The organism is Pseudomonas sp. 05T35 (genome assembly GCF_056396605.1).
Window position 1 is genome coordinate 1 of sequence record NZ_JBFTLU010000155.1, and the last position, 12,691, is coordinate 12,691.

Annotated in this window: 8 protein-coding genes and 1 pseudogene; 7 read left to right on the top strand and 2 right to left on the bottom strand. The window is 60.0% G+C overall.

Annotated features, from left to right (window positions below):
* Positions 1 to 10 precede the first annotated feature (10 nt).
* The 7 genes and pseudogenes from AC1DH9_RS13970 to AC1DH9_RS14000 all read left to right on the top strand — a co-directional run bounded on the left by AC1DH9_RS13970 (position 11) and on the right by AC1DH9_RS14000 (position 11,828).
* On the top strand, positions 11 to 2,062 hold the full coding sequence (locus tag AC1DH9_RS13970; protein WP_427536201.1) for a putative bifunctional diguanylate cyclase/phosphodiesterase: 2,052 nt from the start codon (positions 11 to 13) through the stop codon (positions 2,060 to 2,062).
* Positions 2,063 to 2,367: 305 nt separating this feature from the next.
* Positions 2,368 to 3,711 (top strand): imelysin family protein, encoded by a 1,344-nt coding sequence (locus AC1DH9_RS13975; RefSeq protein ID WP_427536203.1) that lies wholly within the window; start codon positions 2,368 to 2,370, stop codon positions 3,709 to 3,711.
* Between the two features lie 98 nt (positions 3,712 to 3,809).
* Positions 3,810 to 5,117 (top strand): annotated as a pseudogene (locus AC1DH9_RS13980) (di-heme oxidoreductase family protein); the annotation flags it as partial.
* 42 nt (positions 5,118 to 5,159) lie between these two features.
* Complete coding sequence (locus AC1DH9_RS13985) at positions 5,160 to 6,224, top strand: imelysin family protein (protein WP_427536207.1); 1,065 nt, start codon at positions 5,160 to 5,162, stop codon at positions 6,222 to 6,224.
* A 14-nt stretch (positions 6,225 to 6,238) separates the two neighbouring features.
* Positions 6,239 to 7,336 (top strand): DUF1513 domain-containing protein, encoded by a 1,098-nt coding sequence (locus AC1DH9_RS13990; protein ID WP_427536209.1) that lies wholly within the window; start codon positions 6,239 to 6,241, stop codon positions 7,334 to 7,336.
* 300 nt (positions 7,337 to 7,636) lie between these two features.
* A complete protein-coding gene (locus AC1DH9_RS13995) occupies positions 7,637 to 8,788 on the top strand; it encodes an efflux RND transporter periplasmic adaptor subunit (protein ID WP_477808313.1) in 1,152 nt (383 codons plus the stop codon).
* 13 nt (positions 8,789 to 8,801) lie between these two features.
* Positions 8,802 to 11,828 carry a multidrug efflux RND transporter permease subunit gene (locus AC1DH9_RS14000; protein WP_427536213.1) on the top strand — a complete coding sequence of 1,009 codons (3,027 nt, stop codon included), beginning with the start codon at positions 8,802 to 8,804 and terminating at the stop codon, positions 11,826 to 11,828.
* A gap of 194 nt (positions 11,829 to 12,022) precedes the next feature.
* Here the strand turns inward: AC1DH9_RS14000 and AC1DH9_RS14005 are convergent, their stop codons facing one another.
* Positions 12,023 to 12,256 (bottom strand): hypothetical protein, encoded by a 234-nt coding sequence (locus AC1DH9_RS14005; protein ID WP_427536215.1) that lies wholly within the window; start codon positions 12,254 to 12,256, stop codon positions 12,023 to 12,025.
* A gap of 2 nt (positions 12,257 to 12,258) precedes the next feature.
* A partial coding sequence (locus AC1DH9_RS14010) for a lipopolysaccharide kinase InaA family protein (RefSeq protein WP_477808314.1) occupies positions 12,259 to 12,691 on the bottom strand: 433 nt, incomplete at its 5' end.

A 12,691-nucleotide genomic window follows, 5' to 3' on the forward strand; every position in this document is an offset into this window, starting at 1 on the left:
GAATTACCCTTTGAAGCTGGAACTCAAAAACAGCTTGTCGGTGAAGTTGCTCCGGGTCGTGCTCCTGTCGGCATTGATCGTCGGCGTGGTGTTGAGCTGTGCGCAGATCGTTTTCGATGCTTATAAAACACGCCAGGCCGTGGCCAATGATGCCCAGCGCATCCTCGACATGTTCCGCGATCCCTCGACCCAGGCGGTGTACAGCCTTGATCGGGAAATGGGTATGCAGGTTATCGAAGGCCTGTTCCAGGACGACGCCGTGCGCATGGCTTCCATCGGCCACCCCAATGAAGCGATGCTTGCGGAAAAAACCCGTGACTTGCAGCATTCCCACAGCCGCTGGCTGACCGACCTTATTCTGGGCCAGGAACGCACGTTCACCACCCAACTGGTGGGGCGCGGCCCCTATAGCGAGTATTACGGCGACCTCAGCATCACCCTCGACACCGCCACCTACGGTCAGGGCTTTATTGTCAGCTCGGTGATCATCTTCATCTCCGGTGTATTGCGGGCCATGGCCATGGGCCTGGTGCTGTACCTGGTCTATCACTGGCTGCTGACCAAACCGTTGTCGCGGATCATCGAACACCTGACCAACGTCAATCCCGACCGTCCCAGCGAACACAAGATTCCGCAGCTCAAGGGTCATGAAAAGAACGAACTGGGGATCTGGATCAACACCGCCAACCAGTTGCTTGAGTCCATCGAACGCAATACCCACCTGCGCCACGAAGCCGAGAACAGCCTGTTGCGCATGGCGCAATACGATTTCCTCACCGGCCTGCCGAATCGCCAGCAATTGCAGCAGCAACTGGACAAGATCCTGGTAGACGCCGGTCGCCTGCAACGCCGGGTCGCCGTGCTGTGTGTGGGCCTGGATGATTTCAAAGGCATCAACGAGCAGTTCAGCTACCAGACCGGCGACCAGTTGCTCCTGGCCCTGGCCGACCGTCTGCGTGCCCACAGTGGTCGTCTCGGCGCGCTCGCCCGCCTGGGGGGCGATCAGTTCGCGCTGGTTCAGGCCGATATCGAGCAACCCTACGAAGCCGCCGAACTGGCGCAAAGCATCCTCGACGACCTGGAAGCGGCGTTTGCCCTCGATCATCAGGAAATCCGCCTGCGCGCAACTATCGGCATCACCCTGTTCCCGGAAGACGGCGACAGCACCGAGAAGCTGTTGCAGAAAGCCGAACAGACCATGACCCTGGCCAAGACCCGTTCGCGTAACCGCTATCAGTTCTATATCGCCAGCGTCGACAGCGAAATGCGCCGGCGCCGCGAATTGGAAAAAGACCTGCGCGACGCCCTCACCCGCAATCAGTTCTACCTGGTCTACCAACCGCAGATCAGCTACCGCGATCACCGGGTGGTCGGTGTCGAGGCGCTGATTCGCTGGCAACACCCGGAACACGGGCTGGTGCCGCCGGACCTGTTTATCCCGCTGGCCGAGCAGAACGGCACGATCATCGCCATCGGCGAATGGGTGCTGGACCAGGCCTGCCGACAGCTGCGTGAATGGCATGACCTGGGGTTCAGCGACTTGCGCATGGCGGTCAACCTGTCGACCGTGCAACTGCACCACGCCGAGCTGCCACGGGTCGTCAACAACCAGATGCAAATGCATCGCCTGCCACCGCGCAGCCTTGAGCTGGAAGTCACCGAGACCGGCCTGATGGAAGACATCAGCACCGCCGCGCAACACCTGCTCAGCCTGCGCCGTTCGGGAGCCTTGATCGCTATCGACGACTTCGGGACCGGCTACTCATCGCTGAGCTATTTGAAGAGCCTGCCGCTGGACAAGATCAAGATCGACAAGAGCTTCGTTCAGGACCTGCTCGATGACGACGACGATGCAACCATCGTTCGCGCGATCATCCAGCTCGGCAAAAGCCTTGGCATGCAGGTGATCGCCGAGGGGGTGGAAACGGTCGAGCAAGAGGCCTATATCATCTCTGAAGGCTGTCACGAAGGTCAGGGCTATCTCTACAGCAAACCGTTGCCTGCCCGGGAGCTGGCCGCTTATCTGAAACAGGCCCAACGCAGTAACGCGTTGATCCTGTAAGTACGCAGCTGATCTCACCTCGGACCTTGTAGCAGCTGGCGCAGCCRGCGTTCGGCTGCGCAGCAGTCGTGAAATCAGGCAATGCGTTGTGTCAGGCTAATCGCGGCGTCAGGATTTACGACTGCTTCGCAGCCGAACGCCGGCTGCTACAGGTGATGTGCAGGTCATGTGCAGGCGCAACCACCTCGTAAACAAGACATATTTCCATCCGCGGCCCTTTACACATAATGCGAAAGATTTGCATTATGTCGCCAGTTTTGCGCACCCCGCGCCTGTCCATTATTTACCGAAGCAGGATGTTCGCCATGATTCGTATGCCTCTGGCTACCGCCAGTTTGCTGGCTATCGCTATTTCCCTCGCCGGTTGCGGCGAAGGTAAAGACAAGGCTGCTGCTCCTCAAGCGCCTACTCCGGCCACCAGCACTGCGGCACCTGCTGCGCCTGCTGCCACCGGAAAAGTCGATGAAGCCGCTGGCAAAGCCGTCGTCGCGCACTACGCCGACATGGTTTTTGCGGTCTTCAGCGATGCCGAATCCACTGCGAAAACCCTGCAAACGGCCATCGATGCCTTCCTCGCCAAGCCGAATGCCGAGACCCTGAAAGCCGCTCGCGCGGCCTGGGTTGCTGCACGCGTGCCTTACCTGCAGAGTGAAGTATTCCGCTTCGGCAACACCATCATTGACGACTGGGAAGGTCAGGTTAACGCCTGGCCGCTCGACGAAGGCCTGATCGACTACGTCGACAAGAGCTACGAGCACGCACTGGGTAACCCGGGGGGCAACGCCAACATCATCGCCAACCCGATCATCCAGGTGGGTGAAGACAAGATCGACGTGACTGACATCACGCCGGAAAAACTCGCCAGCCTGAACGAGCTGGGCGGTTCCGAAGCGAACGTCGCGACCGGTTACCACGCCATCGAATTCCTGCTCTGGGGCCAGGACCTGAACGGCACCGGCCCTGGTGCTGGCAATCGTCCGGCGTCGGACTACCTGGAAGGCGCCGGGGCTACCGGTGGCCACAACGACCGCCGTCGCGCTTACCTGAAAGCCGTGACCCAGTTGCTGGTCAGCGACCTGGAAGAAATGGTCGGCAACTGGAAGCCGAACGTGCCTGACAACTACCGCGCCGAGCTGGAAGCAGAACCGGCTGAAAGCGGTTTGCGCAAAATGCTCTTCGGCATGGGCAGCCTCTCGCTGGGCGAACTGGCGGGTGAGCGCATGAAAGTTTCCCTGGAAGCCAACTCCCCTGAAGACGAACAGGACTGCTTCAGCGACAACACCCACAACTCGCACTTCTACGATGCCAAAGGCATTCGTAACGTGTACCTGGGCGAATACACCCGCACCGACGGCACCAAAATGACCGGCGCCAGCCTGTCGTCACTGGTGGCCAAAGCCGACCCGGCTGCCGATGCTGCGCTCAAGGCTGACCTGGCCACCACCGAGGCCAAAATCCAGGTCATGGTTGATCACGCCAACAAGGGTGAGCACTACGACCAGTTGATCGCTGCCGGTAATACCGCGGGCAACCAGATCGTGCGTGACGCCATTGCGGCACTGGTCAAGCAGACCAGTGCAATCGAACTGGCTGCCGGCAAACTGGGCATCAGCGACCTGAACCCGGACAACGCTGATCACGATTTCTGATCAACACTGACCGACCAATAAGGCGACCTTCGGGTCGCCTTTTTTATACCTGCCTGAACGCAATACCCTGTGGGAGCGAGCCTGCTCGCGATGAAGCGACTGTCAGAAAGACCGACCGGAATGCGTTCTCCCTGCCTTCAGCCAACCTCTCGCCGGCCCGGCGCCTGGACTTCAGCGTCGGCAACAGTTTTTTCCGCAGCCCTTGGGTGATCGCCCCCTCGACCACCACCGCCCGCGACGGCCTCGGCCCGCTGTTCAATACCAACGCCTGCCAGAACTGCCATATCAAGGACGGTCGCGGTCATCCGCCAACGGTCGATTCCGATAATGCCGTGTCGATGCTGGTGCGTCTGTCGATCCCCAACGCCCCTGCCTACGCCAAGGTCATCGAGCACATGGGTGTGGTGCCTGAGCCAGTCTACGGCGGGCAGCTTCAGGACATGGCCGTGCCCGGCGTCGCCCCCGAAGGCAAGGTTCGCGTCGACTATGATCCGGTCCCGGTGCGCTTTACCGACGGCACTGAAATCGAACTGCGCAAACCCAGGCTGCTGATCACCCAACTGGGCTACGGCCCGATGCATCCCGACACGCTTTTTTCCGCTCGAGTCGCCCCGCCGATGATTGGCCTCGGACTGCTCGAAGCCATCTCTGACGCCGATATCCTGGCCAACGCCGACGCCCAGGCTAAAGCCAAAAACGGCATCGCCGGACGTCCAAACCTGGTGTGGGATGACGCGCAGCAAAAGACCGTTTTGGGGCGTTTTGGCTGGAAAGCCGGGCAACCGAATCTCAATCAGCAAAACGTTCACGCGTTTTCCGGCGATATGGGCCTTACCACCCGTCTGAGACCGTTCGATGACTGCACCCAGGCCCAKACTGACTGCCTGCAGGCGCCTAACGGCAATGGCCCGGATGGCGAGCCGGAAGTCAGCGACAACATCCTGCGCCTGGTGCTGTTCTATAGCCGTAACCTGGCTGTCCCGGCCCGCCGTCACGTCAACGGCTCGCAAGTCCTGGCCGGTAAAAACCTGTTCTATCAGGCCGGTTGCCAGTCCTGCCACACACCGAAATTCACCACCGCCGCGAATTCCGCAGAACCGGAATTGGCCAATCAACTGATTCGCCCCTACAGCGACCTGCTGTTGCATGACATGGGCGAAGGGCTGGCCGATAACCGCAGCGAATTCCAGGCTTCAGGCCGCGACTGGCGCACCCCGCCGTTGTGGGGCATTGGCCTGACGCAAGCGGTCAGTGGCCACACGCAGTTTCTGCATGACGGCCGCGCCCGCAACCTGCTTGAAGCCGTGCTCTGGCACGGCGGTGAAGCGCGCGCGGCGCAGCAGCAGGTTTTAGCGTTCAATGCCGAGCAGCGCGCTGCGTTGCTGGCCTTTTTGAATTCTCTTTGACGCCTTTCCCCTACGTTTTTGCCCATAAAAAGGGAGCCCGACATGTTCCGCCCCAAGCTGTTGTTCACCAGCCTTGCCGCACTCGTCCTGGGTGCCTGCTCGCCCCAGGACCCTCAAGCTGTTACCTCTGCTGCCATCGCCAAGCAAGTGATCCTGCCGACCTACAGTCGCTGGGTTGAAGCCGACCGCCAATTGGCCGTCAGTGCGCTGGCCTACTGCGAAGGCAAGGTGGACCTTGCAACGGCTCGCGCCGATTTCCTCCATGCACAAAAAGCCTGGGCACAATTGCAACCGTTGCTGGTCGGCCCACTGGCCGAAGGCAATCGCTCCTGGCAGGTGCAGTTCTGGCCGGACAAGAAAAACCTGGTCGGCCGTCAGGTCGAGCAACTGGTCACCGCGCAACCGCAGATCGATGCCGCTGCGCTGGCCAAATCCAGCGTTGTCGTGCAGGGCCTCTCGGCCTATGAGTACATTCTGTTCGACGAAAAAACCAACGTGGCCGACGCCGCGCAAAAAGCCCGTTACTGCCCACTRCTGACGGCCATCGGCGAGCGTCAGAAACAGCTGGCCGAAGAGATCCTCGCGAGCTGGAACAGCACCGACGGCATGCTGGCCCAGATGAGCAAATTCCCGAACCAGCGTTACGCCGATTCCCACGAAGCGATCGCCGATTTGCTGCGCGCTCAAGTGACGGCACTGGATACCCTGAAGAAAAAACTCGGCACGCCGATGGGTCGTCAGACCAAGGGCATTCCACAGCCGTTCCAGGCCGATGCATGGCGCAGTCAGTCGTCGCTGCAAAGTATGGAATCGAGTCTGGCTGCCGCCCAAACGGTCTGGGTCGGTGTCGACAACAAGGGCCTGCGTGGCCTGTTGCCGGTCGAGCAAAAGCCGCTGGCGGACAAGATCGATGCCGCCTATACCGCGTCGTTGAAACTGTTCGAAAGCAGCCAGCGCTCGCTGACCGAAATGCTCACCGACGATGCCGGTCGCCAGCAACTCAACGACCTTTACGACAGCCTCAACGTCGTCCATCGCCTGCACGAAGGTGAACTGGCCAAGGCGCTGGGCATCCAACTCGGCTTCAACGCCAACGACGGTGACTGATGAGGGGTAGCGCCATGCTGCGACGTCAGGCTCTGACATTAGGCAGTTTGTTGCTGGGCGCCGTGACGCTGGGCGGCTGGAAACTGTTCAAGCAAAAGGACCACGGTCCTTTGCTGCTTTCGGCGCGCGACGACAGCGACGGCAAACATTACGCCGTCGGCTATCGGCTGGACGGCACTCGGGTGTTCGCCACCGAAGTCGGCCAGCGCTGCCACGACATCATCAACCACCCTGCTCTGCCGATAGCCCTGTTCGTCGCGCGGCGACCGGGCACCGAGAGTTATCTGGTCGATCTGCGTGACGGTACGCTGCTGCAAACCGTGGTGTCGCAACCGAACCGGCACTTCTACGGTCACGCGGTTATTCATAAAAGCGGCGACTGGCTGTACACCACCGAAAACGACACCAGCGACCCGGGGCGCGGCCTGCTCGGGGTATACCGTTTCGAGGGTCAGCGGTTGGTTTACAGCGGTGAGATTTCCACCCACGGCATCGGCCCGCATCAGGTGTCATGGATGCCCGACGGTGAAACCCTGGTGGTGGCCAATGGCGGGATTCGTACCGAAGCCGAAAGCCGGGTCGAGATGAACCTCGACGCCATGCAACCCAGCCTGGTGCTGATGCAGCGCGATGGCAGCCTGCTGAGCAAGGAAATCCTGGCCCAGCAGATGAACAGCGTGCGTCACATGGGGATCGCCAGCGACGGCACCATCGTCACCGGCCAGCAGTTCATGGGCGCCGCGCACGAATCATCCGAGCTGCTGGCGATCAAGCGTCCCGGCCAGCCTTTTGTCGCGTTCCCGGTGGCCGAGCACCAGTTGCAGGCCATGGGGCACTACACCGCGAGCGTCGCGGTGCACAGTGACTTGCGGCTGGTGGCGCTCACCGCGCCGCGCGGCAACCGCTTTTTCATCTGGGACCTGGACAGCGGCGAAGTGCGCCTCGATGCACCACTGCCCGACTGTGCCGGTGTCGGGGCAGTGGCCGATGGCTTTGTCGTGACCTCGGGGCAAGGGCGTTGCCGTTTCTATGATTGCCGGCAGACACCGCTGATGGCAAAACCCCTCGAACTCCCCGCAGGGCTTTGGGATAACCACCTGCATCTGGTTTGAAACCCGCGCTGCCAAATTGATCGTTCCCACGCTCAATCTGGCCTGATACCCCCTGTAGCAGCTGGCGCAGCCTGCGTTCGAGCGCGAAGCGGTCGTAAATCCTGCAGCCACGGTTGAGCCTGACACACCGCGGCGCATGATTTTACGACTGCTGCGCCCGAGCGCGGACCGAGCCGAACGCAGCCTTCGGCAGCTGCTACGGGTCAGGTGTGACCGCCGAGAGAATGCTGTCTGGAATCACCTGCATACACGGAGTAATGTTCGGTCTGTCTCGCCTGATTTTTTCCAAGGAAGTGGAATATGCTGCGTCGCCGCATGCTGATCATGTTGGGTGTCGTGCTGTTGATCGTCCTGATGCTGGGAGGCTACAAGGCCTTCTCCATCTACAAGATGATCCAGACCTTCGCTGTGCCAAGACCACCGGTGAGCGTTGCCGTGGCCACGGCCACCGAACGGCCCTGGCAGTCGCGCTTGCCCACGGTCGGTACCCTCAAGGCGCTGCAAGGGGTCAACCTGAGCCTGGAGATTGCCGGTACGGTCAAGGACGTGCAGTTCGAATCCGGGCAGAAGGTCAAGGCCGGCCAACCGCTCGTGCAGCTCGACAGCGCCGTTGAAAGTGCCTTTCTGGAAACCGCCCAGGCCGACCTTGGCCTGGCGCAACTGGATTACGGCCGTGGCAGTCAACTGGTCGGCAGTCAGGCGATCTCCAAGGGCGAGTTCGACCGGCTCACCGCAGTGCTCGCCAAGAACAAGGCCACCGTCAATCAGCTCAAGGCTGCGCTGGCGAAGAAACACATCGTCGCGCCCTTCAGCGGCACCATCGGCATTCGTCAGGTGGATGTCGGCGACTTCCTGCCCAGCGGCACGGTCATCGCCACCCTGCAGGACTTGAGCAGCCTTTACGTCGACTTCTTCGTGCCGGAACAATCGGTGCCGAAAATCGCCCTCGGCCAGGCGGTTCAAATCACGGTCCCAGCCTACCCGACCCTGAACTTCCCCGGTGTCATCAGCGCGATCAACCCCAAGGTCGAGAGCAGCACCCGCAACGTGCTGGTACGTGCCACTCTCGCCAACCTTGACGACAAATTGCTGCCGGGCATGTTCGCCAGCCTGCAGGTCATACTGCCGGACCCGCAACCCAGAATCGTCGTACCGGAAGGCGCGATCACCTACACCCTCTATGGCAACTCGCTCTACGTGGTCGCCCAGAAGAAGGACGCGAACGGCAACGTCGAGAAAGACGACCAGGGCCAGCCGATCCTGATCRCCGAACGGCGCTTCATCGAAACCGGCGAGCGTCGCGAAGGCCTGGTGACGATCAACAAAGGCTTGCAGAACGGCGAGCAAGTGGTGAGTGCCGGCCAGATCAAACTCGACAACGGCACGCACATTGTCGTCAGCCCCGACAAGAACCTGCCAGCCGTGCAGACCAGCCAACCGCGCACGAACTGATCAAGGAATTCCCATGGCTTTTACCGATCCGTTCATTCGCCGCCCGGTGCTCGCCACCGTGGTCAGCCTGCTGATTGTGCTGCTGGGCTTCCAGGCCTGGAGCAAACTGCCGCTGCGCCAATATCCGCAAATGGAGAACGCGCTGATCACGGTGACCACGGCCTACCCCGGCGCCAACGCCGAAACCATTCAGGGCTACATCACCCAACCCTTGCAGCAAAGCCTGGCCAGTGCCGAAGGCATCGATTACATGACCTCGGTCAGCCGCCAGAACTTCTCGGTGATTTCAATCTATGCACGCATCGGCTCCAACAGCGACCGACTGTTCACCGAACTGCTGGCCAAGGCCAACGAGGTCAAGAACAAGCTGCCCAAAGACGCTGAAGACCCGGTGCTGAGCAAGGAGGCCGCAGGGGCCTCGGCGCTGATGTACATGAGTTTTTACAGCAAGGAATTGAGCAACCCGCAGATCACCGACTACCTGTCGCGGGTGATCCAGCCCAAGCTCGCCACTCTTCCCGGCATGGCTGAAGCGGCCATTCTCGGCAACCAGGTGTTTGCCATGCGTCTTTGGCTCGACCCGGTAAAACTCGCCGGTTTCGGCTTGAGCGCCAGTGATGTCGGTAACGCAGTGCGCCAGTACAACTTTCTGTCCGCTGCCGGTGAAGTCAAAGGTGAGTACGTCGTCACCAGCATCAATGCCAACACCGAATTGAAGAGCGCCGAAGCCTTCGCCGCCATTCCGCTGAAAATCGAYGGCGACAGCCGGGTACTGCTCAGCGACGTGGCGCGCGTGGAAATGGGCGCCGAGAACTACAACTCCGTCAGCTCCTTTGGCGGTACGCCGTCGGTGTACATCGGGATCAAGGCCACACCAGCCGCCAACCCGCTGGACGTGATCAAGGAAGTGCGCAAGCTCATGCCGGAGCTGGAATCCCAACTGCCCCCTACCCTCAAGGCTGAAATCGCCTACGACGCCACGTTGTTCATTCAGGCCTCGATCAACGAAGTGGTTAAAACTCTCTTCGAAGCCGTGCTGATCGTGATTGTCGTGGTGTTCCTGTTCCTGGGTGCGCTGCGTTCGGTATTGATCCCGGTGGTGACCATTCCGCTGTCGATGATCGGCGTGATGTTCTTCATGCAACTAATGGGCTACTCGATCAACCTGCTGACGTTGCTGGCGATGGTGCTGGCCATCGGCCTGGTGGTGGACGACGCCATCGTCGTGGTCGAAAACATTCACCGACACATAGAAGAAGGTAAAACACCGCTGAGCGCCGCCCTCGAAGGCGCCCGGGAAATCGCCATGCCGGTGGTCTCGATGACCATCACCCTGGCGGCGGTCTATGCGCCCATCGGTTTTCTGACGGGCCTGACCGGTGCTCTGTTCAAGGAGTTCGCGCTGACCCTGGCCGGCGCCGTGGTGATCTCCGGGATCGTTGCCCTGACGCTGTCGCCGATGATGTGTGCGCTGCTCTTGCGTCACGATGAAAACCCGTCAGGCCTGGCGCATCGTCTCGATCTGATTTTCGAAGGGCTCAAGCGTCGTTATCAAAGTGTCCTGCACGGCACGCTCAATACCCGGCCGGTGGTGCTGGTGTTTGCCGTGATCGTGCTGTGCCTGATCCCGGTGTTGCTCAAGTTCACCAAGTCGGAACTGGCACCGGATGAAGACCAGGGCGTCATTTTCATGATGGCAAACGCCCCGCAAACGGCCAACCTGGATTACCTGAATACCTACACCGACGAATTCCTCGCGATATTCAAGGCGTTTCCCGAGTACTACTCGTCCTTCCAGATCAACGGATTCAACGGCGTACAGTCAGGTATTGGCGGTTTCCTGCTCAAACCCTGGAATGAGCGCAAACGAACCCAGATGCAGATTCTGCCAGAGGTGCAGCAAAAGCTTTCGAGCATCGCCGGCCTGCAAATCTTCGGCTTCAACCTGCCCTCTCTTCCGGGCACGGGTGAAGGTTTGCCGTTCCAGTTTGTGATCAACACCGCCAATGACTACGAGCCATTGCTGGAGCTGGTCAATCGGGTGAAGAAGCGTGCCCTGGAGTCCGGCAAGTTCGCGTTCCTCGACATCGACCTGGCCTTCGACAAGCCCGAAGTGGTGGTTGATATCGACCGTGCCAAGGCCGCTCAAATGGGCGTCTCGATGGAGGATCTGGGCGTGACACTGTCGACGTTGCTGGCGGAAGCCGAGATCAACCGCTTCACCATCGAGGGGCGCAGTTACAAGGTCATCGCCCAGGTCGAACGGCCTTACCGGGACAATCCCGAGTGGTTGAGCAGCTACTACGTTAAAAACACCAAGGGTGAACTGTTGCCCCTGTCGACTTTGATCAACATCAGTGACCGCGCACGACCGCGACAGCTGAATCAGTTCCAGCAACTCAACTCAGCGATTCTTTCCGGCGTTTCGATGGTCAGCATGGGTGAGGCAATCGATACCGTGCGCCAAATCGCCAAAGAGGAAGCACCACCGGGTTATGCCTTCGATTACGGCGGCGCCTCGCGGCAGTTCGTTCAGGAAGGCAGCGCCTTGTGGGTGACCTTTGCCTTGGCACTGGCGATCATTTTCCTGGTGCTGGCGGCGCAGTTCGAAAGTTTCCGCGATCCATTGGTGATTCTGGTGACCGTGCCGCTGTCGATTTGCGGCGCACTGATCCCGTTGTTCCTGGGCTGGTCGAGCATGAATATCTATACCCAGGTCGGATTGGTGACCTTGATCGGACTGATCAGCAAACACGGGATCCTGATCGTCCAGTTTGCCAACCAGTTGCGCAAGGACAAGGGCCTGACACCCCGCGAAGCCGTGGAGCAAGCGGCAGCCATTCGCCTGCGTCCGGTATTGATGACCACCGCTGCCATGGTCTTCGGCATGGTGCCGTTGATCATCGCCACCGGCGCGGGAGCCGTCAGCCGCTACGATATCGGGATGGTGATCGCCACGGGCATGTCGATCGGGACCCTGTTCACCCTGTTCGTGCTGCCCTGCATCTACACGTTGCTGGCCAAACCCGACAGGACCTGAAGTGACCGCCATAAGCTATTCCTGTGGGAGCGAACCTGCTCGCGATAGCTCACTGACAGCCGGCATCATTGTTGAATGTTAAGCCGTCATCGCGAGCAGGCTCGCTCCCACAGGGGATGGCGGCAAATTGAAGATTTGGGTTCAAAAACAAAAGGCCTCGCGTATACGAGGCCTTTGATGTGGGCTGAGGGGGGTCAACTCTGGTGTTTCATTCCCTGAGTCATGCCGAGCATGAACAATAACAACTCATCATTTTCGGAATGGGTCACCGTGGATGATGACTTCGCAGTCCGTGGTAGCGGGCAATGCGCGCCGCTATTCTTTGCACTGAGAACTTGCGTACGTGGTTGCTCCAGGCCGACCACCGCCAATGAAACAACTGCCAAGGCTCCTGCCAAAAATAGCCCCCTAGCAATTTCTAGTTTCATGGCTACAAACCTTTGATGGAGCTGCCAAACGCCTTCTTATAAAAGTAGATGAGCTTCGCCCAATCTGCCGAGCCCCACGACGAGTGGCGGCGTAGCTGTTTCATGTCATGTGAAGCTGCTTGCCGACGGGTCAGACGCTGGCGGCACTTCTCCAGATCGAGCAATGCCACTTCGGCCCTGGCGGCGTCACCTTCACCGGTGACGCGCACAAAAACATGTTTGATATACAAGCAGCTATGCTGCCAGCGCCCCTTGTGCATCCGCGCCAGGTTCTCGGCCAGGTCTTGCAGCACCCGCTCATGCAACGCCTCACCGTGGCGTTCGCGCCCGCCGCTGGCATACCAGTCTTCAATCTCGACAAAACCATCCAGTGCAGCCGTCACCAACAGCGCTCGCCATTGATGCACCGGATCACGCTGGGCGCCACAGAACACC

What these genes read in the sequence shown, in the direction of transcription:
- AC1DH9_RS13975 (WP_427536203.1), top strand. Translation starts at nt 2,368, where the DNA reads ATGATTCGTATGCCTCTGGCTACCGCCAGTTTGCTGGCTATCGCTATT.
- AC1DH9_RS13990 (WP_427536209.1), top strand. Translation starts at nt 6,239, where the DNA reads ATGCTGCGACGTCAGGCTCTGACATTAGGCAGTTTGTTGCTGGGCGCC.
- AC1DH9_RS14005 (WP_427536215.1), bottom strand. Translation starts at nt 12,256, where the DNA reads ATGAAACTAGAAATTGCTAGGGGGCTATTTTTGGCAGGAGCCTTGGCA.